At 56.6% G+C, this 26,248-nt stretch carries 21 protein-coding genes; 12 read left to right on the forward strand and 9 right to left on the reverse strand.

All coding sequences use genetic code 11. The annotated features are described in order from the left end of the window. The first annotated feature begins 2 nt into the window (after nt 1-2). Entirely contained in the window at nt 3-419 is a 417-nt protein-coding gene (locus tag VO84_RS02480; protein ID WP_058185709.1) for a type II toxin-antitoxin system HicB family antitoxin, read from the forward strand. A gap of 4 nt (nt 420-423) precedes the next feature. On the opposite strand, the gene VO84_RS02485 is transcribed toward VO84_RS02480, so the two are convergent. Both VO84_RS02485 and hemQ read right to left on the reverse strand, forming a co-directional pair. Continuing rightward, nucleotides 424-1,362, reverse strand: coding sequence for a hypothetical protein (locus VO84_RS02485; protein WP_058185710.1), 939 nt, complete (start codon nt 1,360-1,362; stop codon nt 424-426). Between the two features lie 14 nt (nt 1,363-1,376). Next, nucleotides 1,377-2,234, reverse strand: coding sequence for a hydrogen peroxide-dependent heme synthase (gene hemQ, locus VO84_RS02490; RefSeq protein ID WP_058185711.1), 858 nt, complete (start codon nt 2,232-2,234; stop codon nt 1,377-1,379). Nucleotides 2,235-2,366: 132 nt separating this feature from the next. Here hemQ and VO84_RS02495 point away from each other — a divergent pair, with 132 nt between their 5' ends. Then, a complete protein-coding gene (locus VO84_RS02495) occupies nt 2,367-3,008 on the forward strand; it encodes a DedA family protein (protein ID WP_058185712.1) in 642 nt (213 codons plus the stop codon). A 95-nt stretch (nt 3,009-3,103) separates the two neighbouring features. After that, a complete protein-coding gene (locus tag VO84_RS02500; RefSeq protein WP_058185713.1) occupies nt 3,104-4,426 on the forward strand; it encodes an inositol-3-phosphate synthase in 1,323 nt (440 codons plus the stop codon). Nucleotides 4,427-4,491: 65 nt separating this feature from the next. Here VO84_RS02500 and VO84_RS02505 read toward each other — a convergent pair whose 3' ends face one another. From VO84_RS02505 to VO84_RS02515, 3 genes are read right to left on the reverse strand one after another with little or no spacing between them, the layout of a single operon-like run. Beyond that, nucleotides 4,492-4,905: a type II toxin-antitoxin system VapC family toxin gene (locus tag VO84_RS02505; RefSeq protein WP_058185714.1), complete on the reverse strand. Its 414-nt coding sequence runs from the start codon at nt 4,903-4,905 to the stop codon at nt 4,492-4,494. After that, complete coding sequence (locus VO84_RS02510; RefSeq protein ID WP_058185715.1) at nt 4,902-5,150, reverse strand: type II toxin-antitoxin system Phd/YefM family antitoxin; 249 nt, start codon at nt 5,148-5,150, stop codon at nt 4,902-4,904. Before VO84_RS02510 ends, VO84_RS02505 begins: the two co-directional genes overlap by 4 nt. 51 nt (nt 5,151-5,201) lie before the next feature. Further along, nucleotides 5,202-7,376 (reverse strand): PP2C family protein-serine/threonine phosphatase, encoded by a 2,175-nt coding sequence (locus VO84_RS02515; protein WP_058185716.1) that lies wholly within the window; start codon nt 7,374-7,376, stop codon nt 5,202-5,204. A gap of 248 nt (nt 7,377-7,624) precedes the next feature. Between VO84_RS02515 and VO84_RS02520 the strand changes: the two genes are divergently transcribed. Both VO84_RS02520 and VO84_RS02530 read left to right on the forward strand, forming a co-directional pair. Next, nucleotides 7,625-9,016, forward strand: a complete 1,392-nt coding sequence (locus tag VO84_RS02520; protein WP_082661629.1) for a M48 family metallopeptidase — start codon at nt 7,625-7,627, stop codon at nt 9,014-9,016. An 859-nt stretch (nt 9,017-9,875) separates the two neighbouring features. Then, nucleotides 9,876-10,145: a helix-turn-helix domain-containing protein gene (locus tag VO84_RS02530; protein ID WP_231737742.1), complete on the forward strand. Its 270-nt coding sequence runs from the start codon at nt 9,876-9,878 to the stop codon at nt 10,143-10,145. Between the two features lie 22 nt (nt 10,146-10,167). Here VO84_RS02530 and VO84_RS02535 read toward each other — a convergent pair whose 3' ends face one another. From VO84_RS02535 to VO84_RS02545, 3 genes are all read right to left on the reverse strand, one after another. Further along, nucleotides 10,168-10,521 carry a hypothetical protein gene (locus tag VO84_RS02535; RefSeq protein WP_058185923.1) on the reverse strand — a complete coding sequence of 118 codons (354 nt, stop codon included), beginning with the start codon at nt 10,519-10,521 and terminating at the stop codon, nt 10,168-10,170. 104 nt (nt 10,522-10,625) lie between these two features. Beyond that, nucleotides 10,626-13,175, reverse strand: a complete 2,550-nt coding sequence (locus VO84_RS02540; protein ID WP_058185718.1) for an ABC transporter permease — start codon at nt 13,173-13,175, stop codon at nt 10,626-10,628. Between the two features lie 187 nt (nt 13,176-13,362). Next, on the reverse strand, nt 13,363-14,610 hold the full coding sequence (locus tag VO84_RS02545) for an SGNH/GDSL hydrolase family protein (RefSeq protein ID WP_058185924.1): 1,248 nt from the start codon (nt 14,608-14,610) through the stop codon (nt 13,363-13,365). Nucleotides 14,611-14,689: 79 nt separating this feature from the next. Between VO84_RS02545 and VO84_RS02550 the strand changes: the two genes are divergently transcribed. After that, nucleotides 14,690-16,207 carry a glucuronyl esterase domain-containing protein gene (locus VO84_RS02550; RefSeq protein WP_231737743.1) on the forward strand — a complete coding sequence of 506 codons (1,518 nt, stop codon included), beginning with the start codon at nt 14,690-14,692 and terminating at the stop codon, nt 16,205-16,207. 9 nt (nt 16,208-16,216) lie between these two features. Then, nucleotides 16,217-17,815, forward strand: coding sequence for a GH35 family beta-galactosidase (locus tag VO84_RS02555; protein ID WP_058185719.1), 1,599 nt, complete (start codon nt 16,217-16,219; stop codon nt 17,813-17,815). 1 nt (nt 17,816) lies between these two features. Here VO84_RS02555 and VO84_RS02560 read toward each other — a convergent pair whose 3' ends face one another. Further along, nucleotides 17,817-19,301 carry an APC family permease gene (locus VO84_RS02560; protein WP_058185720.1) on the reverse strand — a complete coding sequence of 495 codons (1,485 nt, stop codon included), beginning with the start codon at nt 19,299-19,301 and terminating at the stop codon, nt 17,817-17,819. Here VO84_RS02560 and VO84_RS02565 point away from each other — a divergent pair. From VO84_RS02565 to VO84_RS02585, 5 genes are read left to right on the forward strand one after another with little or no spacing between them, the layout of a single operon-like run. Next, nucleotides 19,300-20,436: a M24 family metallopeptidase gene (locus tag VO84_RS02565; protein ID WP_082661630.1), complete on the forward strand. Its 1,137-nt coding sequence runs from the start codon at nt 19,300-19,302 to the stop codon at nt 20,434-20,436. The genes VO84_RS02560 and VO84_RS02565 overlap by 2 nt on opposite strands. Before the next feature lie 42 nt (nt 20,437-20,478). Continuing rightward, nucleotides 20,479-20,964 (forward strand): acetyl-CoA carboxylase biotin carboxyl carrier protein, encoded by a 486-nt coding sequence (gene accB, locus VO84_RS02570; RefSeq protein ID WP_058185721.1) that lies wholly within the window; start codon nt 20,479-20,481, stop codon nt 20,962-20,964. Between the two features lie 29 nt (nt 20,965-20,993). Beyond that, entirely contained in the window at nt 20,994-22,343 is a 1,350-nt protein-coding gene (gene accC / locus VO84_RS02575; RefSeq protein WP_058185722.1) for an acetyl-CoA carboxylase biotin carboxylase subunit, read from the forward strand. Nucleotides 22,344-22,396: 53 nt separating this feature from the next. Next, on the forward strand, nt 22,397-23,794 hold the full coding sequence (locus VO84_RS02580; protein ID WP_058185723.1) for a multicopper oxidase family protein: 1,398 nt from the start codon (nt 22,397-22,399) through the stop codon (nt 23,792-23,794). 6 nt (nt 23,795-23,800) lie between these two features. After that, the gene (locus tag VO84_RS02585) at nt 23,801-26,161 is read left to right on the forward strand and encodes a c-type cytochrome (RefSeq protein WP_058185724.1); all 2,361 of its coding nucleotides are present in this window, start codon (nt 23,801-23,803) and stop codon (nt 26,159-26,161) included. Nucleotides 26,162-26,248 lie beyond the last annotated feature (87 nt).

Raw genomic sequence — 26,248 nt, forward strand, 5'->3', positions numbered from 1 at the left:
CTATGCATGGCTATCCGGTTAAGCTTCGCAAGGATGGAGAATTTGTTCTCGCTACCTTCCCCGACATTCCGGAAGCGATTACGCACGGGAAAAATCGTGCTGAGGCGCTGGAGATGGCCAAGGAAGCACTTGAAGTGTCGATGGACTTTTATTTTGAAGACCAGCGCCCAGTTCCCATGCCGTCTCAGCCTAAGCGCGGGCAGGCAATCGTGGAATTGCCGCTAAGCGTGATGGCAAAGGTTCTGCTGCTGAATGAAATGCTGCGGCAGAAGGTGCGGCCCATTGAGCTGGCGCGGCGCATCGGAACAACAAAGCAGGAAGTAAACCGCCTGACCGATCTGAAACACGCCACCAAGATCGACCGGATCGACGTGGCTCTGCGTGCACTGGGGAAGAAGCTTGTGCTGGATGCGGCGTGAGGGGTTAATAGTTGGTATCCAAAAACGATTTCACTGTCGTATAAATAGCCTCTGGGTTATCCCAGGTTTCTGGTTGAAGTTTCCAAAAGTAATGTTCCCCAAATTTACCATTTACGGAATCATATCCGGAGAGGGATTTCATTGGCTTAATCCAATTGGATTTTGCGGGGAGGCAGCTAAAACCTAAAGGTGTCGGAGCTTTATCCCAGATTCCCACCCAAAGCACATAATGATTATCGCGTTTGATGTAAAAGCCGTACGCTCCAATATCTGTCTCGGACTCCGTCTGGCTCAATCGTGCATCAAATAGTTTCCTCGCCTGGTCAACTGCTTTTTCTAACTTACGAATTGCGCGATATTCCGCGCCTGACCAAGATTGAAGAAAATCACGCTCTTTAGGGTCCATGCTGCAGCTTTCAAACCTCCACTTCCAGAAGCCTATAACCTCTTTCAATATCTCGTCGCTATGAACTTTGGCGGCCGCCTCTGCTAAATGCTTAACCAATTCTCCCCAGGTAAGTCGATGTACATTGATATGCTGAGGCTCAAGCACAGCTTTGATCTTGGCAACTTGTTCACAGTGCTTCCAATCATCAGGCACAAGAAAACATAAATGCCTTCTGCCGACGCTATCAGAAAAGCACTCCGCATAGCCCTGCAATTGCTTTTCAGTTAATCCGAGTTGAGGATCAATTTTCGCTTCGATCAGACAGTACAGCATATCTCCGCGCGCCACAATGTCTGGAATTTCACGACCGCCAGGTCCCTCAAATATCCATTGAGTTCGATAAGTCAGTTTTGCTGCTTCAATCTCGGATATGTCGCTCCCCGTAAGACAGGTAAGGACCTGAGACGCAACGACAGGGTAGCGGTCCATCAGATTGCGGAGAAGACCGGTGTGATCATTCTCTTTTCGAACGACATTGTCGAAAATTGTTGGCATGCTTGTTTGACTAACTATAGCTTGCCACTGAGCCAGTCAGTGAGCTTATCAATCTGCAACCTCAACCCAATAAAAAACTGCCCAAACAGCGCGTAGTCCGCACTGACCTCATCAAACCGCATCTCGTAAATGAGCTTTTTAAAGACCACCGGTTCTTCCGCAAAGAGCGTCACGCCCCACTCCCAGTCATCCATGCCAATGGACCCGGTAATAATCTGACGTACCTGGTCCGCATAGCGGCGGCCGATCATGCCGTGGTCGTGCATCATGCGCTGGCGGTCGACAAAGGGAATGTTGTACCAGTTCTTCTGCTCGTCGCGCTTGCGGTCCATGGGATAAAAGCAGAGGTACTTCGCCTCCGGCATCCCAGGAAAGAGGCGCGGAGCCATCGCTGCCGTAGCGCGCGCGAGCGATTCAGTAATCTCCGCGTTCCACTCCGGTGAGTGCTGCGCCAGGCCCTTCTCCGCCGCGGCCTCATACGTCTTGCGCGTGGACTCATATAGCCCAAGCTCCACAACGGAAACATAGGAGTGCACCGGGGTCAGAAAATCATAGAAGCGAGTCTGCGCTAGTGTCAGCTCCACCTGGTTTAACGCTTCGAGCGAATCGCGGAAGTGCACAAAGATCAAGTCGCCCTTGTGGCCGAGCTGCGAAAACAGCGCGGACTGAACTTTGCCGTCGGTGGATTTCTCAAGGCCGTGAAATACAGAAATGAACTCGGCAACGATTTTCTTGCGTTCGCTCTCCGAGTAGGACTCGCTATACGAGGAGGTATCCGCGAAGGCCCGCCAGGATTTCCAGTCAAAGCGGAAGAACTGATGCAGTACGGCGGAGCCTTCAAGCGTGAGCGGAACGGGAGGAAAGTCGGACAAAACGGCACCTCTTTTTATCTTTGCGTGACTATCTATCGTAACAGCGCAGCGAGTCTGTCTCTTTCGCGCAACCTGCCGCGAGGCAGTACGTTCGCCGTCCGCGCAGGAGACCCTTTATACTGGAGACCACGCATGAGCGATAAGATTGTTGCCTTCCTTGTTCACTTTGTAACGAGTGTGATTGATGCCGGCGGGTATGCCGGAATTGCCGCGCTGATGGCGATTGAATCGGCGTGCATTCCGCTGCCTTCTGAGATCATCATGCCGTTTGCGGGCTACCTGGTGTACCTCAAACACCTGAACCTGTGGTGGACGGCCACGGCAGGTGCGATCGGGTGCAATCTGGGCTCCGTGGTGGCGTACTGGATTGGCGCCAAGGGCGGACGGCCACTGGTGGAGCGCTACGGCCGCTGGGTGCTGATGAGCAAGCACGACCTGGATCGCATGACGCGGTTTTTTGAGAAATATGGTTCGGCTACGGTGCTGGTGGGAAGGCTGCTGCCTGTGGTGCGGACGTTTATCGCGTTTCCCGCAGGCATTGCGAAGATGCCGCAGGGAAAGTTTCATCTCTACACATTTATCGGCTCATGGCCGTGGTGCCTGGCGCTGGCATATGCAGGCATGAAGCTGGGCGAGCAGTGGGACGATCCGCACTCGCCATTCCACGAATACTTTCATCGGTTCCATACGGCAATCATTGTTCTGATTCTGGTTGCCGGTGTTTGGTTTGTATGGACGCATGTGCAGCGCGCCCGCAGGGAAAACATGGGCTGACACGATACACTTACGTGTTTGGCCATGATGGCGAATTGAAACAGGTGGCGCGTGAAAAGCCACGCTGAAACAGACAGGAAGGACGAGGAGTAACGATGTCGAGCAAGGAAGTGCAGAGCATTGCGCCCGCGACGGGCAAATTGGGAGTAATGGTGGTCGGCCTGGGCGCCGTGGCCACCACGATGATTGCAGGTGTGGAAGCAGTTCGGCGCGGGATTGCGAAGCCGATTGGCTCGCTGACGCAGATGGGCACGATTCGGCTGGGCAAGCGCACAGATGGTACCTCGCCACTGATTAAGAATTTTGTGCCGCTGGCGGACCTGAATGACGTGGTCTTCACCGGCTGGGATATTTTTGAAGACAACGTGTATGAGGCCGCAGCGCACGCGGCGGTGCTCGATAAAGATCTTCTGCTTCGGTTGAAGCCGTATCTTGAGACCATCAAGCCGCTGCCTGCGGTGTTTGACCAGCACTATGTGAAGCGTCTGCACGGTACGCACGTGAAGACGGGCAAGAACAAGAAAGATCTTGCCAACCAGGTCGTTGAAGATATCCGCAACTTTAGAAAGACCGTGGACCGCGTAGTGATGATCTGGGCTGGGTCGACGGAGATCTTCCTTGAGCCGTCGGCAGTGCATCAGTCCATTGAAGCGTTTGAAAAGGGCCTGGAGAACAGCGACGAGGGCATTGCGCCTTCACAGATTTATGCCTATGCGGCGCTGAGCGAAGGAGTGCCGTTTGCCAATGGCGCGCCGAACCTGACGGTGGATACGCCGGCGATGATTGAGCTTTCAAAGAAGAACTCCGCGCCAATCTGCGGCAAGGACTTCAAGACCGGGCAGACGTTCATGAAGACGGTGCTTGCGCCGGCCTTCAAGGCTCGCATGCTGGGTGTGCGCGGATGGTTCTCGACGAATATCCTGGGCAACCGCGACGGCGAGGTGCTGGACGAGCCGCAGAGCTTCAAGACGAAGGAAGAGTCGAAGCTGGGATCACTCGAATACATCTTCCAGCCGGACCTTTACCCGGACCTGTACAAGGACATCTACCACAAGATTCGCATCGAGTACTACCCGCCGCGCAGAGATGACAAGGAAGCCTGGGATAACATCGACATCTTCGGGTGGCTCGGTTATCCGATGCAGATCAAGGTGGACTTCCTCTGCCGCGATTCGATTCTGGCTGCGCCAATTGCGCTGGATCTGGTGCTCTTCCTCGACCTGGCAAAGCGCACGCCGGAACTGGCCTCGCTTGGTATTCAGGAGTGGCTGAGTTTCTACCTGAAGTCACCGCAGACCGCCGAGGGCTTGTACCCGGAGCACGATCTATTCATTCAGTCGATGAAGCTGAAGAACACCTTGCGCTACATCAAGGGCGAAGGACTGATTACGCACCTCGGGCTGGAGTATTACGACTAATCCCAGGTGAGTAATATGCAATAAAAGCCCCATCCAAACGGATGGGGCTTTTATTGTTTTGAAAGCTATATGCCGAGCAGAAGGATCTTCTCTTTTTCAGCAGCACGACGCAAATCCTCATCAAGTGTTGCAAGAGGCAATTCAAGTCGATGCGCGAGTTCCAGATACACGGCATCGTAAAGTGTGAGGCCATGCTTATCCGCCAAGGCGAGAGTGCGTGACCAAGCATGCAAGCTGGTTTCGTTGTCAATAGTAATGGCGAGGCCGTTCAGGTCTTCCAGCGATTCATCTCTGTACGCACGCGTTATTCGCGAACGGCGAACACTGACCAGCAGGATGTTGGCTATTTCAATTCGCCAGAGTTCGGGAACAACAGCACCAGAACTCACAACAGTCTCAAGTACGAATTCGATTGCCGGCGTTCTTTTCCCGGGCAAAATCCAGGCCAGCGTCACGGAAGCATCCAAAACGAGAGTCACCGGCGGCCTTCATCGCGATATGCCTTCCACTCGTCCCAATTGAACGCACCTAGCTTATTCTCTTTGGCGCGCTCGCGAATGCGTCTAGCGGCTTCCTGTGCGCGAGCGATGTCGGGTTTCACGTCCGGAACAAGGCGAGCTACGGGTCGGCCATGGCGCGTAATACGGACTTCTTCACCGGCTTCGACTCGGTCAAGTAATGCCCCAAGAGTATTTTTCGCTTCAAAAGCACCAACTTCCAGCATTGAAGGCTCCTGTTTAAGCCAGCTTAAGCTAGATTATGCGTAAATTCAACGTTAGGCCGCAACAGCAGCAGGTGCCAGTCGCCGCACAGTAAGGACAGTAATGTCGTCCTCCTGGCCAAACTCCTTGGCTGCATCAGCAATATAGAAGGCGGATTGATTGCTCAGGTTGTGCACTCGGTCAAAGCCGAAGAGTTCACCAGAAGGCTGGCGGGCTTCAACGACGCCATCGGAGAGAAATAGCACGCGGTCGCCGGGATGCAGAAATAGACGAATCTCGTCATAAGTAACATCGGCGAGTACGCCAACCGGCAGACCGCCAGGAATGGCAATCTCCTGGCTGTTGAGATAAGGCGGCAGGTGACCGGCATTGGCCATGACGAGTTCGCCATTGGGGCCGAACCATGCGGCCTGACAGGTAGTGAAGCTGTCGCTGCCGACCATTGCCCTGTTCAGGGACTGCAAAACTTTGGCGGGACTGTGCACATCCACGCCGCGAAGAGCGCCCACCAGCATGGAGACATTCATGGCGGCCTTCAGGCCCTTGCCAGCCACGTCGCCAATGACGATCAGCATCCCGCCGTCCGGAGTGTTTTCGATATGGAAGAAATCTCCGCCCACCTCGGCCGCAGGATTGTAGACGGATTCGACTTCAAAGCCGGGAGTTTTGACCTTCTCCTGGGGAATCATCAGCTCCTGCACGCTGCGCGCTGCGGCCAGCTCGCTTGAGGCACGTTCCTGGACGTGGTGGATGCGGAGGAATCGCCCGAAAATAATCAGCACAATGGTGAGCAGGCCCACAAAATCCGCAATGGAAGCAAAGTGAATGGGCACCGGACCGGCATAGACGGTGAGGGGCGAATGGTACGGGTGGCCATTGGTGTCCATCATGCCGGAGGTGAAGATGGGTTCGATCAGCCCAACGAACGAGAGCAGCAGCGGAATAAGAAGCAAGCCTGCTTCGTAGTTGCGGCGCGCCGTGGCGGCAATCAGCACCACCAGGCAGAAGACCAGCCAGAGAAGCATCCAGAAGGCGCTTGCCACCATGTCAAATCCCAGCAAAACGCCAACGAACCGGCCGTGCTCAACAAACAGCAGAAGCGGGCCAACGCCGAGCAGAACAGGCGCGGTGAAGCGGAGCGCATAGATAAACCACCGCTTGAATTTCCCCGTCCAGCGGTGGCTCAGATCAAGAAAGGCCACCAGGAATTCAAAGTAAAGATAGGCGGAGATGGCTACGAGCTGCAGGAAAATGGCAGCGTAGAGCAGCGTTTCCATATAGGCAAAGCTGCCTGCCATGTCGATGAGACTGATCGGCGCCTGCACCAGCTCATATAAGCCCAGCCAGAGATATTCCCGGTGCCCCTTCTGCGTGAAGTAAAGAGCAAAAAGAAACCCGGCCAAAACCACCAGCAGAATGGAGTTCACTACTTTGGGCAGCCGCTCAAAGAGACTGTGATCGCGCCACAGTTCAACAGAACGGGTAAGCGATTCCGGACTACCCAGCATAAGCGTGCGAGCGGCAAAGAAGCGTGTGTATGCCGTCAGTCCAAACGGGATGTGAAATGTGCGAACGGCTAGAGTAAGACCTGTCTCCCCCGGCGGCACCTGCAGATGGTAAAGACGGGAAATGGACTGGTAGCGCTCCGGAGTGGCATTGTTCGGTCCATCTGGACGAATCTCCTGGCCATTGGCGAAAACGACAGCGTCAGAACTGAGGGTGCCGACTCCGCTTAAGGACGCGCTTCCCTTGACTGGCACTTCGATGAGCAAAGCGAGTGGGCCGTGGTTCGGCGCGAGCTTCAGATGCAGACGGAACCAGACGAAGTCATGCGGGCCGTGTCTCCGGAGCCCGTTGTCGTTGTTTTTATCGGAGTCGGAGTCGTCATCCACGTCGGCGATGGATTCGGCTGCATCGCGCACCGCCCAGTTGGAATCGTCAAAGTCGGATGCAGCAGCCTCGTCGCCAGTCACGCCGACGCGCCACCCTTTGGTCAGCATCACCGGCGCGCCGATGTGGGTTGCATCCAGGAGAATCGATTCATCGGAATCTGTATTGGCGGATTTTTTGCTGGCGGAATGCTGCTCCTGCGGGCCACTATGCGATCGCGAATGAGCAGGAGGTGGCGGGGAGTCCGGCGGCGCCTGCGTTTCCGCAGCTCTACTTCCGCACAGACCCAGCAGTGCGACAGCGAGCAAGCAAAGGTTCAGAAGTGGCTTTTGCTTCATTTCTCTTGGAACTCCACTTTAACAGACAGTTTGTAGCGCAAAACTGCTGTCGGGGTGAGGAGTCGGGTTCGTCCCCCGACAGATTGGCCAGCCGCTTACAAGCCAAACGAAATTGAGGTCTATTTGGTTTCACAGGATCGAAAAGAATCTTTGAGGGAATGAAATATTCCCCCTTTGCTGCCTAACAGGCGGATACTGGCGTCTAACGACTTGAGCGAAGTGGGTGTAGTCTCAAGGGGAGGTGCGCCATGAGGCACGGGGCAACGGAAAGAATAGTTCTATCGCTGGCAGTTTTGCTGGCCACAACGGCATACGCGCAGCAGGCTCCTCAGACGCAGCCTCCGGCACAGCCGCAAAGCCCGCCTTCTTCCACACCATCCACCACTGCTCCCGCCCCAGGCACCGCGCCAGTGGCAGGAGATACGCAGCCTTCCTCCCAACCCGCCAGTCAAAGCGCCAACCAGAGCACGGCACAGAGCCCAAGCCAGACTCAGGACAAGGAAGGCAAGGACAAAGACAAGCAGAGTCCTGCGCCCGGCACCGAGCCGGTAAAGGGCGATGTAGCCCCAGCGGTCAATGTTGATCCGGAAAAGGTAGTTGAGCCGGGCAGCCAGAAGATCAATGTCAAGCCGGGCAGCATCGATGACGTGAGCGCCGTCGGCAATCGGGAGATTGGCGGCCGTGGTCTGGGCAACTGGTATTCCACCGATACTGAGATCAAGATGGGCAAGTCCGCCTCGATGGATATCGAGAAGAGCACTAAGTTCATCACCGACCCGGTGGTGACCGAATACGTCAATCGTATCGGTCAGAACATCGTCAAGAACTCAGACTGCAAGGTGCCGTTCACCATTAAGGTCATCGATTCGGACGAGATCAATGCGATGGCCCTCCCCGGCGGCTTCTTCTACGTCAATTCCGGCCTGATTCTCAACGCCGACGAGGAGGCCGAGCTGGCCGGCGTCATGGCGCATGAGACGGCGCACGTATGCGCGCACCATACGGCGCGTGAGATGACCCGGGCGCAGTACGCGCAGCTTGGCACCATTCCGCTGATCTTTATTGGCGGCTGGACAGGATACGGCATCTACGAAGCGGCCAATATCGGTATCCCGATGACCTTCCTGCACTTCTTCCGCGAGTTTGAGGCGCAGGCGGATTACCTGGGTGTGCAGTACATGTATCGCGCCGGGTACGATCCACAGGCATTTATCGCCTTCTTTGAGAAGGTTCAAGCGTTGGAGAAGCGCAAGCCCGGGCTTGTGGCCAAGGCATTCTCCGACCATCCACAGACGCCCGACCGCATCCTGCATTCTCAGGAGGAAATTGCACGGATTCTGCCGCCGCGCGATGAGTACACCGTTACCACGTCAGAATTTGAAGACGTTAAGGCCCGCCTGGCCCGCATTGAGAATAAGCGCCGGCTGACCGATACCAAGGACAAGAAGCCATCCCTGCGCCGTGCCAGCACCGCATCGGGCTCTGATCCCAATTCAAGCGACGGATCGAGCAGCGGCGATGATCGCCCCACGCTCAAGCGTCGCGATGATCAGGGGCAGCAAAGCGGCCAGCAGGGCAGCGGAAGCGGCAATAGCGGCGGCAGTGGCAGTGGAAGTCAACAGCCAAACCAGCAAAACTGATTAGCACAGATGTGTTAAGTTTCTATCCCCTTCGTACCGCATTTGCTTCGAGCAAGTGCGGTACTCTGTTTGTGTCTCCCAGCGCTGACTTGAGAAATGAAAATAACAGCCGATAATCCAGGCTGACTCGCCAGCTTGTCCTCTTCATTACTTTCGTCCATTGTTCTTTCGTACCCAAATTCCTTCCAGATAGTTTGCATAAAATTATCCCCATTTGTGCCATGCTTATCTTGAAGTGGAAAAAGGCCCGATCCTCTCCGCAAACCAGAGGACAGGCCTTGATATTTTGCGCCGTGAAGTGTCTTCGTATGGCGTTCTCAACATGATTGGATCTCAAAAGTGTCACTTTGGCCGCATTTTGACCGCATTTTCGCACTCTTTATCAATCGAAAATACGGTCGCAAAAAGTTGAAAATAAATGACTTACTTGGATGGAAAAACAGAAAATGCATGATTTTTGCTTCGTACAGAATCTGTAATTCTTTAAATCTGTGGCTTCTATGAGGCCTAAACTATTGAAAAATAAATAGATCGCATCACAGGGTACCGGTTTTTGCCACAGAATCTGTAAAACCTGCATTCCGCCCCGGAACTGCCCGTTTCACAGTCCCGGCAAATGACGCACCATTTGGCATAACAGCCCAATATCTTGCGCTGACCCGGCGCAGTATCTCAAGATAGGCGACTTCTTCAGGATTCTTCGTGGTCCGGCGCAGGCCGCCGCTGATTGTCAGGCAAAAAATTACGCTAAAAGCCGGAAAAATCCTTGAATTACCCGATGAAACCGCGTTATATACAAGATCACCGGCCAGAAAGCGAAATGACTTGCAGCCTGGCACGACCTATCTGGAGGATCTCCATGCATAACGCGTCTGCCCGTCGTTCCAATCTTCTGGTTCCTGAGGTGCGCGAGGTCATGGACATCCGCCAGGCCTCGGACTATCTGGGCATATCTCCCGACACGCTGTATAAATACGCATCCGAGGGCTTTGTGCCTGCTTTCAAGCTAGGCAATCGCTGGCGCTTCAAGCGCTCGCGGCTGGATGAATGGATGGATCATCAGTCCGCCATGAATGTCAGCGGGGCCGTAGATCCGGATCAGAAAAAGCCAGTTAAAGCCGTGTTGTAATAGGCGAACTTTCTCCGCCTGGCTATTTAGGCTGATTCGCCTTGTCGACGTCCGACCACGCAAAGTTGCCCAGCAGGAACGGATGGGATGTGACCGGTGTGCTGCTTGCAGGGCTTGAGGGATACGGGTCCGACGAAGTCGTAGGAAATCCCCACACGTTTCCATTGCGCATGTCGATTACGACTCTGCCGAGCACCTGGCGGCTGGCGTCTGGCGCACGCAGCATATAAGTGCCGGGTTCAATATAGAACGGATAGGGATTCGTGCCATCCTGCGCCTTGACTACCGTGGGAGCAAGGTAAGGGCGGAGCGCGATGACCGAAGTAGCGACGGCTATCACCAATAAAAGCAGCTTTACGAACCTGTCCGTTTTCATGAATGTCTCCATTTCATAGGAAAGCAGCGAACCATTAGCCATGGCCTGGAGCCTCGGTTAAATGGTTCGCTGATGACATTCAGTGTATCTGCTGCGTACCAGTCTCAGTCGACACGCAGCGCTTTCACAGGGTCAATTGAGGCAGCGCGGCGGGCAGGGATGAGACCTGCGATTGCCGCGGCGAGAGTCAGTACGGCGATCGCGCCCACCATGACGGACGTGTTGACGCTTGTGATCTCGTAGAGCTGCGATTTGACATAGCGCACGCAGAAGATCGAAACGGGAATGCCTATGGCTAGTCCGATAAGGGCCTGCAACATGGCTCCCCGCATGACCATGCCGATGACCCGTGCCCTTGCGGCTCCAAGAGCCATGCGAATACCGATCTCCGGCGTGCGGCGAACGACGGTGTATGCCGTGACGCCGTAGAGCCCAATAGCGGCAAGCAGCAGGGCCAGCAAGCCGAAAAGGGAAGTGAGACGCGCAATGAGGCGCTCATCGATAAAGCGATCGTCAATCTGCTGTTGAAACGTCTGGAACTTCACGATCGTGAGGTTGGGATTGATACTCCCCAGGGTATCGCCGACAATCTTTTCAAAGCCGGCAATGGGATGGGCTGTCTGGATCACGATTGCGCCCGCGTACATAGATTGGTCTTTGTCGAGGGGATTGTCAGCATCTGGAATGCCGGCCGGTTGCGTGAGCGACAGGAAGTACATGGCGTGGTTCTTCCAATAGACGCTGGTATAGGTGGTGTCTTCCACCACGCCGACGATCTCATGCGCTCCATCCTGTGGAGTCTTGTTCGGACCTGAAAAGCCAAAACGATGGCCGATGGGATTGCGGTTGCCGAAGAATTGCTTGACGAACTCCTGATTGACGACAGCCACGGATGGCGCGTTGAGCGTGTCCTGCGATGTAAATCCTCGTCCCGAGACGACGTGCGTGCCCACCGAATCAAAGTATTCCGGCGTGCCCTTCACCCACGAAGCGCCTTTATTGATGTCGTTCTCGCCCTGAATTTTTACACCGGACCCCCAGTTGTTCTCTTCCATCGGCGTATAGGTGACGAGGCCGACTTTGAGCACGCCGGGAGTGGCGTGGAAACGGTCCACGATGGTCTGATAGAGAGGCTCTACCTCAGTGTTTTTGTAACCGGCCGCTTGCGGATTGATATGTGCAATGTAGCGGTTTGTTGTGTTCAGCTTCATGTCCACTCCCTCAGCCTTGCTTAGGCTCTGCGCAAACAGACCTGCGGCGACGAGAAGCACGAGCGAGAGCGCAGCCTGCAGCACAACCAGAGCGCGCTGCAGTAAAGATGCGCCCTGCGAAGTGGTACGGGCATTGGAGCGAAGGGCTTCGGCCGGCTGGGCGCGTGCGGCCATCACCGCAGGGGCCAAACCGAAGAGGACGCCAGTGACGAGCGAAAGCGCAAAGGAGAAGCCGATGACGAGCAGGGAAGGAGAAGCATTGACCGGCATATTGTGCTGGTCAGGAAAGGCCAGCATCAGCAGTGCGCGTGCGCCAAGGTAGGAGACCGCAAGCCCAAGCAGGCCGCCCAGGCCGGAGAGGAGCACGCTTTCCGTAAGCAACTGGCGGACGATACGGCTGCGCTGCGCGCCAAGAGCCGAGCGGATGGAAAGCTCCGCGCGGCGGCTCATGCCCCGGACGAGGAGCAAATTGGCGATATTGGCGCATGCGACCAGAAGCACCATTGCGGCAATCCACTGCAGCAGCTGGAGGTGATCCTTATAGCCATCCTGCATGTTCTGGATGCCGCCTCCGCCGGGCGAGAGCACCACATGAGTGTTGGGGAGGGCCTTCTTCGCGCGTTGATCCGTAAATGTCTTGAGCGGTGCGAACTCCTGTTTGAGGAGTGTGCTGGCCTTGGCCTGCAGCGCGGGCAGGGAGGTTCCCGGTTTTACGCGACCGATGATGTAGGCCCAGCGAGAGTCCGGATCGTTGAAGTATGGCGCACCGATGACCATATCCATGGTGTTCATGGGCAGGAAGTATTTCGGCGGATTGGTATCGATGCGATCGCCGTAAAAGCCCTTCGGCGCAATACCGATGAGTGTGGCAGGCTTGGTATTGATGAAGAAACTGCTGCCGACAACGGAGGGATCGCCGCCGAAGTCCTGCATCCAGGTGTCATAGCTCATTACGGCAGTGATAGGTGCGCCCTTCTGGTCATCGGAGTCCACAAACAGGCGGCCTGCGGCTGGTGAAAGGCCGAAGACTCGGAAGTAGTTTCCCGAGACGAAGGTTCCCGCCACGGATTTCGCAATGGTCTGCGGGCCGGCACGGCGGACGGTAACGGGCCGCCAGGCGTAGCCGGACTCCATTGCTGCCAGTTCTTCGAACTCCGGGAGGCTCTTCTTGAACATGTAATAGCTGTCGGTGTCGAAGAGAGAATAATCGCCGTTGTCATTCCAGCCGCCGTTGACGCAGCAATCGTCCTGGTCACCAATACGGACCAGAGTTTTGGGATCGGTGACGGGCAGGTTATGCATGAGGATGGCGTTGACCAGCGTGAAGATGGCGGAGTTAGCGCCAATGCCGAGAGCCAGCGTTAAAAGAACCGTGACGGTAAAGCCCGGTGTCTTGCGAAGCTGCCTCAGGGCGTAAACCACATCCTGCATGAGAACTCTCATCTACCCCTCCAGAAAACACAGTTGTACGTACGCTGGAGATGCACGTGAGGTTCCACGTGTAGCGAAGATTTCGCTCTTCAGAATCAGATGGTTACGCGACTGTTACGTACTGTAACTGTTCGAAGCCGCATTCCTGTGTTCAAAAACGAACAGAGTACTGCCGGATTGAATTCCGCGCAGCGGAGAATTATTTCTTAAACAGGTTCAATGGAATGGCTTCTCCCATGGCTTTATAACCTGCTGGGCCGGGATGCAGATGATCCCCGCCATCGTAGGCAGGAAGCATGCGGTCTGGGTTTTGCGGATCGCGGATCACGGCATCAAAATCGACGATCGCATCAAAGTGGCCCGCCGCGCGAATCCATGCATTTACCGCCTGACGGTCAGCCTCGTTGATTGCGTCCGGATGGTAGTAGCCGGAGCCGGCATAGGGAGTGATGGTCGCGCCGATGACGCGGATTCCGTGAGCATGGGCACGAGCAATCATCTGCTGATAGGCGGCGATGATGCGGGCAACGTAGGTGTCATGCTCCTGCTGCGAAACCGGATGCTGTACGGTGAGCCCGCCGAGGTCGTTAACTCCTTCAAAGACGATCACCCACTTCACGCCTGCCTGGGCAAGCACATCGCGGTCGAAACGGGCGAGCGCATTGGGCCCGAGGCCATCAGTGAGCAGGTGATTGCCGCCGATGCCCTGATTCGTAACGCCGATATCGTGCGTTTTCTTGTCTGCCTGCAGGCGAGCGGCAAGCACGTCAGTCCAGCGATCATTGCCGTTGGTCGTCGTGCCGTGCCCGTCTGTGATGGAGTCACCGAGAGCGACAATTGTGGCCGAGTCCTTGGCGGAAGAAAGCACGTCTATGTCCGAAAGCAGATACCAGTGGTCGACGTGCTTAGCCTCCGTTAGATTTGCGGCAGAGACTGCGTCGCCATGGATGTAATACGTGGTTGCACGCGAGCCGGGATGGCCGGTCTGGCGTGCAGGCGGCGTATCGAGGTGCAGGCTTATCGCGACGTCGCTAAGAGGAGCAACGGGATAATCAACCGGGTCGGAAACAAATTCTGCTCCGGGCGGAACAATGACATCATTCTTTCCGGCAAAAGAGAGCGCTTCATCCGTTGCCGGGTCAATGGCGGAGGATGACGACGAGACCGGACGCGCAATATGCACGGAGGTAAAGTGCAGAGCGTCGGTTCCAAACGCGTTTGAGATGTGGACGCGCAGCGTAGGACCGCCAACGGAAAGATGCACAATCTGCCGTAGAGTCGCATCTCGAAGATCGTCTACGGGTAGCGCGTTTCCCGGTTCGGGGATCTGCTGAGAAGCCCCCCAGGAGACGATCCAGTTGCCGGCTTGTGCTCCGCCGCAGGGAGTACCGAATAGGAGCAGCAGTATCGCCGCCAACGAGAGATTCGCTTGATGTGCAATCTTCATGCAGGACCGTGTAGGATGAATCGCCTGAATAAATCGCTTTTCTGAAAGCGCAGAAAGAATATCACTCGCGGAGGATGTCGTGCGTCTGGTGCTGAAATCGATACCTGTTTTGCTGATGCTTGTCTTCGCCACTGCTGCATTTACTCAGAGCAGTCCTGCGCCGGTCACGTTCACATCCGACCAGGACCAGAAGAACATGATGGATCAACTCGGCATCAAGGCACTACGCCCGGGACCGAGCGGAAACGAGAAGGCTCCTAACCACGCCAACTACGATGAGTCGAAGGCGAATCCGTATCCGAATCTTCCCGATCCGCTGACAATGAACAACGGCGACAAGGTGACGACGGCTCAGCAATGGTGGGATAAGCGTCGTCCTGAGATCGTAGAGATGTATTCGAAGTATGTTTATGGCCGGGTCCCGAACAATGTGCCAAAGGTCACGTGGTCGGCGACGGTGGATCACGAGATGATCGGCTTTACGCCTGTCATTGCTAAAGACCTGATTGGCACGGTGGACAACTCGGCGTATCCGGAGATCAGCGTGAAGATTCACGCCACGCTGGTAGTGCCTGCGAATGCGAAGGGCCCGGTGCCGACACTGATCATGTTTGGACCTGCGGGGTTTCCCAGCCCCAATGAGCCGCGCGGCGAAGCCTTGACAGAAATGAACGCAGCAATGAAGACACTGCTGATTCAGCAGGACCCGCGACTGCAGAAGGTTTTTGACGAGCATCCGGCATGGCTGCCATTCAAAAACACTCCGTTTACCTTTCCGCAACTGAATGAAGACGGCGATCCGCCAAATCCATGGCAGCTAGTGGCAGCCGGATGGGGCTTTGTATTGCTCGATCCGGCGACAGTGCAGGCTGACAACGGCGCAGGCCTGACGCGGGGCATTATTGGCCTGGTGAACAAAGGACAGCCGCGCAGGCCGGAAGACTGGGGTGCGCTGCGTGCGTGGGCATGGGGTGCAGGCCGTACGTTGGATTACCTGGAGACAGACCCATCAGTCGATGCAAAGCATGTGGGCATTGACGGTGTTTCTCGCTATGGTAAAGCTGCGCTGATTACGATGGCCTTCGATCAGCGCTTTTACATGGTGTTGGTAGGCTCCTCAGGCAAGGGCGGCGCGACACTGCTTCGCCGCAACTACGGCGAGGCCGTGGAGAGCCTGACCGGCGGCGAATATCACTGGATGGCGGGCAACTTCATGAAGTATGGCGCGTCTGATGCGAGCTTCGGCATCGGCAATCCGGGCCAGCTACCGGTGGACTCGAATGAGTTGATTGCGCTCTGTGCGCCTCGACTTACGTTTATCAGTTACGGCATCCCGGAAAAAGGCGATGCGCACTGGCTGGACCATGAAGGCAGCTTTATGGCCACAGTAGACGCGAACCGCGTGTTTGGGCTGCTGGGAGCCAAGGGATTGCCGGTGACAGAGGATTACCACACGGCCAAGATGCCTCCGGTGAATACCGGGTGGCTGGACGGGCAGCTTGCCTGGCGTCAGCATGATGGCGGCCATACGGATGCACCCAATATGAAGTGGTTCATTCAGTGGGCTGACAAGGCCATGGGGCACAGCGCGCAATAATCGAAGATCATGCGGAGCTTTCGAGGATTCCTTTTCGCCTTCGTCTGCGCTTCAGCAGTTGTTCTTGCTGCAGCGCAGCCTGCACCCGTGCGTGTGGATATGGCAGCCGGACAACTTCTGGTGGACGGCAAGCCGTATGTCATCTTAGGCGGTGAGTTGGGGAACTCGTCTGCAGGGACGGCAGCACAGGCAGATGAGATTCTGCCGCGCATGGCGCATATGCATCTGAACACGGTGCTCATGCCGGTGGCGTGGGAGCAGATTGAGCCGGCGGAAGGGAAGTTTGATTTTGCGATTCTCGACCACTGGATCGACGAGGCCCGCGCGCAGAATATGCATCTGGTGCCACTGTGGTTTGGAAGCTGGAAGAATGCTTTCTCAGAGTATGCACCCGCGTGGGTAAAGGCTGACACCAAGCGCTTTCCTCGTGCGCGGACTGCGAATGGCGCACCGACTGAGATTCTGTCGACGCTTGGCCCAGAGACATTGCGGGCAGATAGTCGCGCATTCGCAGCGCTGACGGCTCATCTGAAAGAAAAAGATGCAGCACAACAGACTGTGCTGATGATCCAAGTGGAGAATGAGGTCGGAATGCTCGGAGCAGAGCGCGACCGCTCTGAAGATGCGAATCGCGCGTTTGCTGGAGCTGTTCCGGCGCAGTTGCATGAGAAGCTTACAGCGCGCGAAGGTCATTTTTCCCCGGAGTTGGCTGCGCAGTTCCATCCGGAAGGCAAAACATGGCGCGAGGTCTTTGGTGATGCTGCGAGCGAAGTCTTCATGGCCTGGCGCTATGCAATGTTTGTGGATGCGGTGGTTGAAGCCGGGAAGAAGCAGTATGACTTGCCCATGTACATGAACGCGCAACTGCCGGCATACATGGAGCGGGCAGGGGATTATCCGAGCGGCGGTCCGCATCCATATTTTCTTGATGTCTATCGCGCGACGGCGCAGCATATCGATTTTTACTCGCCGGACATTTACTGGCCGGAGTTTGCTTATTGGGTGAACAGGTATCGCGCTGCTGGATTGCCGGTCTTTGTTCCGGAGGCAAAGCTTGAAGCGGCTCCGTATAACGCGCTCTACGCATACGGGGCAGTGCAGGCGTTTGGGTTCTGTCCGTTTGGGATTGATTCTCTGAAAGCAGAGAACCCGCTGATTGCCCAGGTGTATGGGGCATTGGAAAGCCTGGGGCCGTCGCTGGCAGAGGCGCAGCATGCAAATCAGACGCGTGGCATTGTCCTTTACGCCAACAGCGCACGCGGAACGCAGACAGTCACGCTGGGAGGATATCTCTTCCAGGCGAGCTTATCGCGTGTGTGGAATACGGGCGCGCTGGAATCACAGAATGGCGCGATGTTACTCATGACAAACGGGACAGATGAGTTTCTTGCCATTGGCACTGGCCTTACGGTGAAGATAAGCCGTGATCCGGATACCGATGCAAGGGTGGCAGGGATCGCGAGCATTGAAGAAGTGACAAGATCCGGCTCGGACTGGAAGGTCGTCACGCGACTCAACGGCGATCAGAGCAACCAGGGGCGTCAACTCACACTGGACTCGCAGGCAGTCCGCATCTATCGCGTCCGTCTGTACGCGGCAGAACGCTAGCTTATTCGGCTGCGCTCGTTTGCTTTGGTACAAACGGCCATTGTTTGCGGAAAAATGCGCGCACAAGAAATAGAATCACGCCAGCCAGCCCGAGAGCGAGGCCGCGCGCCATGATCTTTTGCCTTTCCGGATCAGTGAATACAAATGCGAATCCAATGAGCGTGATGATGACAGGCAGAGGATAAAGCCACATGCGAAACGGCCTTTCCGCGGCAGGCTTTGTAATGCGCCAGTAGACAATGCCTAAAGCCTGCACAAGAAAAACCATCAGTATCCGCACGATGACCAGAGCGGAGATCAAGCTGCCCAACTGAAAGATACATAAGGCGGCTGCGAGCAGGCCCATGAACACGACACTGACAACAGGGAAGCCTTTGGTTTTATGCAGACGCTGAAAGGCGGAGAAGAAGTTATGATCACGCGCGGCGGCGAAGGGGATTCTTGAATAGCCGGTGAGTAACGCGAAGACTGACGCAAAGGCTGTCCAGACAACGGCGACGGCAACAAGATCGCCGCCCCAGTTACCCCAGGCCATCTGCGCGGCGCGCGCTGCGGGATAGTTTCCGGCGGTTGCATTCGTCATGCGAATCATTTCGGCGACGGGCAACTGACCGAGGATGCCGACGTTCATGAGCAGGTAAAGCACGCCCACGATCAAGATGGAGAGAATCATGGAACGCGGAATGGTGCGCGGAGGATCGACGACCTCTTCAGCAAGAAAGCAGATGTTGTAGTAGCCCCAGTAGTCATAGAGAGCGACGAGCAGAGCCCCGGAGAAGCCGATCAGGAATCCGTTGGGCGGCGACTGATGCGACCAACCTTGCGGAAAGGCCAGCGCAGGATGGAAATGCGTAAGTCCCGTGAAGATGACAAAGGCCAGTGTTGCGAGAACGCCGATCCAAAGGTATTTAGAGATGCGCGCGATGCCGTCGATGCCGCGAGCAACAAGGATGGTGGCGAGCACTGCCGCGGAAATTGCGGTGAGTGTTGCAGCGGAGATTTCAAGCTTGAGTGTGACATCCCCGAGAAAATGAAATCCGAGTGAGCGGCTGAAGAATACATGCTGGAGTGACGGGAAGAGGTAAGAGGCATACCCTGCAAGGCCGACGCATCCGGTAGCGATGGAGACAGGCGCAGTGAAGATGAGCTGGAAAGTGAAGAGAAATGCGAGAAGCCTGCCGAACTTTTCGCGTCCGTAGATTTCCTTTACGTATTCGTATGTCCCGCCGGCTTTAGGGAGTGCCGCACCGAGTTCGGCCCAGATGAGACCGTCTGCAATGGCAATAATAGCTCCGGCAATCCAACCAACAAGAGCGAGCGAGCCGCCCATGGCCTTGACCATCAGCGGCAGCGTAGCAAAGGGGCCAACGCCGACCATGTCAATCATGTTCAGAGCGGTGGCTGGCAGCAGCGTGAGCCTGCGTTGGAGTTGAGGAGAGCTATCCGGCTGGTCTGTTCCGGCTGGGCCGGTGCTGGCTGCACGCATGGCTGCGATTGTAAAGGAGGCCGCGCGTGATACAACTGACCGGGTGGATTACTCGCGCCGTATCGGGAATTTGCGCCGCAAACTGAGACGCACCGGATTGTCGGGGCTGTTGGTGACGCATCTTCCGGATGTGCGGTATCTGTGTGGCTTTACCGGATCGAGTGCTTCGCTGGCAATTACCGGCCGCAGGGCGCGGCTGTTTACCGATGGACGCTATCGTACGCAGGCAGCTGAAGAAGTAAAAGCTGCGGATGTGGAGATTGTTGCTCGCTCAGCTGCTGTTGCTGCGGTGGAATGGCTGGCTGTGCAACCGGCATCGGAGTCTGCAGGATTTGATCCAGCACACACCACTGTGGCTGAGCTCGCGCGATGGAGAGGAGCACTTCCGGCACGCCTGCGGCGAACATTTTTTGTGGCGCTGCCAAATCCGTTGGTTGAGCCTCTGCGTCTTGTGAAGGACGAAGCCGAGCTGGCGATTTTGCGCGAAGCCGCGCTGATCGGTTCGCGACTTTTTGACTACATTCTCGGCGTTCTACGTCCAGGTCTGCGCGAGGTAGAAGTAGCAGCGGAACTGGAACACGCAGCTCGCATGGCAGGCGCAGAGGGAATGTCGTTTGACACGATCGTGGCTTCCGGACCCCGCTCGGCACTTCCGCATGGACATGCGTCGGAAGCGCGCCTGCCCCGCCGAGGCTTTCTTACCCTCGACTTCGGTATAATCCACAAGGGTTACTGCAGCGATATGACCCGTACGGTGTACCTTGGCAAGCCCCGGGCAAATGAGCGCGCCGCTTATACGGCGGTCCTTGAAGCCCAGCAAGCTGCGGTGGATGCTGTTGCGGCAGGAGTACGCTGCGGTGACGTGGACGAAGCCGCAAGAAGTGTGCTCCGCCGCGCCGGACTTGCTGAGGCGTTTTCGCACTCGACAGGCCACGGCGTGGGTATTGAGATTCACGAGCCGCCACGCATCGCTTCCGGGCAAACCACCCGCCTTGAGGCCGGCATGGTGGTGACAATCGAACCGGGTGTCTACCTGCCGGGGCAGTTCGGCATCCGCATTGAAGATATGGTGGCAGTGACGCGCACGGGCGGTGAGATTTTTACCCCTGCGCCCAAGGCCCTGATTGAGCTTTGAATAGTTTTTTGCCCATGTAGGCTTCTGATATAGAAGGAACGAATGAAACAAGAAGATATTCAGGATCTGCAGCAATTGATCGAGTTCCTCAAGGAACATGGCGTCGCCGAGTTTGACCTCGAGCGCGAAGATGTGAAGGTCCGGCTCAAGTTTGTGCAACCGGTGGCTCCCATGGTTGCATTTACTCCATCTATTGCGCCCGTGGCTGCGCTTCCCCCTGTGTCTGCTGCCGCTTCTGTAACATCCCCGGCACCAGCGGCTGTTCCCGCCCCCAGCGCAGAAGAAAACCTGCACATCATCAAGTCGCCGATTGTGGGAACCTTTTACGGTTCGCCCTCACCTGGAGCAGGGATGTTTGTTTCACCCGGAGAACGCGTGGAGAAAGGGCAAGTGGTCTGCATTGTCGAGGCCATGAAGCTCATGAACGAGATTGAGTCCGACGCTGCCGGAGAGATCGTTAAGATGCTGGTAACCAATGGTCAAGCGGTAGAGTACGGCCAGCCACTGTTTTCGGTTCGCACGGCCTAAGCGCGCCTTTTGCTCTACTAAGGATAAAAATGTTTCGCAAGGTTCTGATTGCCAATCGCGGCGAAATTGCGCTGCGCGTCATCAATGCCTGCCGAGAGCTCGGCATACGCACAGTTGCGATCTACAGTGAAGCAGACCGCAATTCGCTCCACGTGCGCTTTGCCGATGAGGCAATCTGCATTGGTCCGCCGCGCCCGGCGGATAGCTATCTCAATGTCCCGGCGGTGATCTCAGCCGCAGAGATCGCCAATGTAGACGCGATTCATCCGGGCTATGGTCTGCTAAGCGAGAACGCAAACTTCGCTGAGGTCTGCCGCGCATCGAATATCAAGTTCATTGGGCCGCCACCAGAGGTGACCCGCCTGATGGGCGAAAAGGAAAAAGCCCGCCAGGCGATGAAGAAAGCCAAGGTGCCGATTCTGCCGGGATCTGATGGCGTAGTCGATTCAGAAGAAGACGCGCAGGAGTGGGCTCAGAGGGTCGGCTTTCCAGTAATTCTCAAGGCCAAAGCCGGCGGCGGTGGGCGCGGTATGAGAATTGTGCGCACCGCCGAAGAGCTGCCGAATCTTTATCACGCCGCATCGACCGAGGCCGCAAATGCCTTCGGCAACGGCGAGCTGTACATGGAGAAGTTCATTGAGCGGCCGCGGCATATTGAGTTCCAGGTGCTGGCTGACGAGCACGGTGACGTCAGAACTCTCTTTGAACGCGAGTGCTCCATTCAGCGGCGGCACCAGAAGCTGATTGAGGAAGCGCCGTCGCTACAGGTGACGCCCAAGATCCGCGAGGAGATCGATGCGACCCTTCGCCGCTGCCTCACGGAAATCGGATACCAGAATGCCGGAACCGTTGAATTTCTCATGGACGAGGACAGGCAGATCTACTTCATCGAAATGAATACGCGCATCCAGGTGGAGCACCCGGTAACAGAGTTCATCACGGGCATCGACCTGGTGAAGGCGCAGTTGCGGATTGCCTCCGGCGAGAGGCTGAGCGATATTCTGCCGGCAAAACTGGAGATGCGTGGGCATGCAATTGAGTGCCGCATCAACGCGGAGAACCCGGTAAAGTTCACGCCCTCCGCGGGGCGCATTACCGCATTTAATGTTCCCGGCGGCAACGGTGTACGAGTCGACACAGCGCAATATGCTGAAGGCGTTGTGCCCCCATATTACGACTCGCTCATTGCCAAACTCATTGTGCACGGCGATACGCGCGAGGAAGCCATGAACAAGATGCAGCGCGCACTGAGTCAATTTGTGGTGCAGGGAATAGAGACCTCGATTCCTCTGCATCAGGCAATCTTTGAGGATGAGAACTTCCGCAAAGGCGAGTTCGACACCAAGTTCATGGAACGGTTTCTGGCGGCGCGGCAGTAGCGCAATCGTCAATGCTCAACGGTGGCCGTAAGCTGATACTCTGTTGAGCATCGATGCTTACACGTCGTCACTTTCTTCAGACCGCGGGCTGGTCGTTAGCGGCTGCAGCTTTGCCTTTGCGAGCCGCTCCCAAAGCCGCCGCCGGCAAAGCGGACTATTCTCTCCGCATTGAGCCCTGCACGCTCGACATTGCTCCGGGCGTGACGGTGAAGACCACCGCGTACAACGGCCAGGTTCCCGGCCCAATTCTGCGGCTGCGCGAAGGCGTTCCTGTCACCATGGATGTGACAAATGCGAGCCAGAATCCAGATCTGGTCCATTGGCACGGACTCGCAATTGACTCACTCAATGACGGCGCAATGGAAGAAGGCTCGCCCATGATTGCGCCGGGCGGACAGCAGCGTTATGCGTTTACGCCAAGGCCTGCCGGGACGCGCTGGTATCACACGCATGCCAGCGCGGGTACCGATCTGAACCGGGGCACCTACAGCGGGCAATTCGGTTTCCTGATGGTAGAGGGACGATCGGGCTTTGCGGCCGAAGGGAAGTTCGATCAGGAGATTTTCCTGGCAATTCATCACTGGGAGCCGCGCTTTGTTCCGATGGTGGATTCGATGCGGCAGGCAAGCGCGAATGCTCCACTGACCGCGGGCTCGGATGTGGGCTATCAGCACGCTACCATCAACGCGCATAAGCTCGGCGTTGGCGAACCGCTTCGCGTAAAGCAAGGCCAGCGCGTCCTGATGCATATCTTGAATGCGAGCGCGACAGAGAATGTGGAGCTTGCATTGCCTGGGCACACTTTCAAAGTGGTGGCAATGGATGGCAACCCCGTTCCGCGCCCCCAATCCGTCGAGCGGCTGAGCATTGCGGTGGCCGAGCGGGTAGACGCGATCGTAGAGATGAACTCGCCGGGCGTGTGGGTGCTTGGGTCCACGCTCGCGGACTCGCGCCAGATGGGGCTTGGAGTGGTCGTGGAGTACGCGGGCAGCAAAGGCGCGCCTTTGTGGCGCAATCCGGCGCCTGCGCAGTGGGATTACATGCAATTTGCGAATGCGACACCGGCTGCAGCTCCGGATGAGACGATTACGCTGACCTTCCGCGACATTGGCCAGGTGAATGGAAGCCAATTCGACTACTGGACGATTAACAATCAGTCATGGCCCAAGATCGATCCGATTGAAGTGCATGCAGGCAAACGATACAGGCTGTTGCTGCGCAACGGCAGCGGCGATCAGCATCCGATTCATCTGCATCGCCACACATTTGAGGTTACCCAAATCGGCAAGCGACAGATGAGCGGACTGCGCAAAGACACCATCAACGTGATGCCGCTCGATACAGTGGCTATCGACTTCGTTGCTGACAACCCCGGCGACACTTTGTGGCATTGCCATCAGCAGTTGCACATGGACCTCGGCTTCATGCAGTTGATCAAGTATGTGGGATAAGCGTCGATGATTCGTTCGATCTTGGCAGCCTTTGTGATCGCGGCACTTGCAGGGCGAATCTGCGCCGCACAGAAAGACGTTCCCTGGTCCAGCTACAATGGCGGGCGCGAAGGCGATCATTACTCCAGGCTCACGCAGATCAATCGCGCAAATGTAAATCAGCTTCAAGTTGCGTGGACCTTTGACACTGGCGAAAAAGGCGGGATGCAGGATAATCCGCTGATCATCGGCCGTACGCTCTATGCGTACACGCCAACCGAAAAGATCGTTGCGCTGGATGCGGCGACAGGCAAGCTGAAGTGGAAGTTTGATTCCGGCGTCGTCGGTACACAGCCTGCGCGCGGCATGTCGTGGTGGACGGACGGCAAGGAAAATCGCCTTCTTGTCGGCATCATGAATTTTCTCTATTGCCTCGACCCGGCAACGGGAAAACCGATTGCGAGCTTCGGTGAGCAAGGCCGAATCGACTTACGCAAAGGGCTGCGAGAACCGTGGGAGCAGCAGTCGATTGTGCTGACCACGCCGGGGATGCTGTGGAAGGACATGATCATTGTAGGCGGCCGCAATCCCGAGGCGCATCCCGCGCCGCCGGGCGATGTGCGAGCCTTCGATGTGCATACGGGCGCATTGCGCTGGGTCTTCCATACCATTCCGCACCCCGGCGAGGCGGGTTATGAAACCTGGCCCGCAGATGCGTGGAAGCGTTCCGGGGCGGCAAATAACTGGGCAGGCATGGCGCTCGATGAGGAGCGTGGAATTCTCTATGTCCCCACCGGCTCCGCAGTGATGGACTTCTATGGCGGCGACCGGATTGGCGACGACCTCTACGCCAACACGTTGCTGGCTCTGGATGCGAACACAGGCAAGCGAATCTGGCACTTTCAGGATGTGCATCACGACATCTGGGATCGCGACTTTCCGTCGCCGCCTGCGCTCTTCACCATAGTGCGCGATGGTAAAACCATTCCCGCCATGGCGCAGACCACCAAGCAGGGATGGCTGTATCTCTTCAATAGGCTTACCGGCGAGCCACTTTTTCCGATTCACGAACACGAATATCCCGCGAGCAATGTTCCCGGCGAGCAGGCGTCGAAGACACAGCCTCTACCGGACTGGCCACAGCCTTTCGCGCGCCAACGGCTCACGGAAGCCGATCTGACTACGCGCACCCCTGCCGCGCATGAGTGGGCCGTAAAGACCTTCCGCGAATTCAAGAGTGACGGACAGTTCATTCCGTTCTCCGTGGAGCGGCAGACGGTGATCTTCCCTGGCTTCGACGGCGGCGCGGAATGGGGCGGCCCGGCAATCGATCCGGTACACAAGATTCTCTACGTCAACGCCAACGAAATGGTGTGGACCGGCGGCCTGGCGCCTGCGGGGAAAGTCAGCAGCCCCGGCGAGGGTATTTATCGCTCACAATGCGCCATCTGTCATGGCCTCGATCGCACGGGTTCACCCCCGGCCTTTCCTGCGCTGCTCGATGCCATGCCGCGCCTCGGCGAAGAGAAGATTCGACAAACCGTCCGGCAGGGAACCGGACGCATGCCATCGTTTCCAAATCTTGATGGCAGTGGGTTAACCGATCTCGTTGCCTTTCTCCGCACCAAACCCAGCGCGGAAGACAAGAAGGAGATGGCAGCAGCTCTGGGCGCAGAAACATCCACCGATGCTGCCGGCCAGGCGACCTATCAGGAACGATGCGCCATCTGCCACGGAGAAAAGCGCGAAGGCATTCCGCCTTCATTTCCCATGCTGATCGGCCTGGGCACCCGCCTATCGGCAACCCAAACAGTTGACCTGATCCACAAAGGCAAGGGCCGCATGCCGCCCATGCCGGCACTCCAAGGCGCGGAGTTGGAGTCTCTGCTGCGGTATCTCGGGGTTGGAGCCAAGAGCAGTGAAACTCAAGAGGCAAAGAACGTTCCGCCTGACTATATTTTTTCCGGCTACCGCAAGTTCCTAGATCCCGATGGCTACCCAGCATTCACGCCGCCGTGGGGCACATTGAACGCGATTGATCTCACCACTGGCAAGTATCTGTGGAAGGTCAATCTCGGTGAGTACCCAGCGCTGGCAAAGCAAGGGCTGGCCAATACCGGCTCAGAGAACTATGGCGGACCGGTTGTCACTGCAGGTGGTGTTCTCTTCATCAGCGCTACGGTTTACGACCACACAATCCGCGCCTTTGATACAGGCACAGGCAAGCTGCTATGGCGCGCGGATCTGCCGTTTTCCGGAGTGGCTACGCCGGCAACTTACATGGTCGATGGCCGCCAATATGTTGTGATTGCCACCAGCAACGCCCGCACTCCGAATGAGCCTCAAGGCGGGATTTATGTCGCCTTTGCATTGCCCAGTCACAAGTAACTACTCGCGGCATCACAAATTCGCAAAGATTTTACGCTTTGTCTTCGCCTGAAGCGGAGCAGTCACGATATGCTGATTGCCGCGCCG

It is taken from the genome of Occallatibacter gabretensis (assembly GCF_001449115.1).
Taxonomy (GTDB): domain Bacteria; phylum Acidobacteriota; class Terriglobia; order Terriglobales; family Acidobacteriaceae; genus Telmatobacter; species Telmatobacter gabretensis.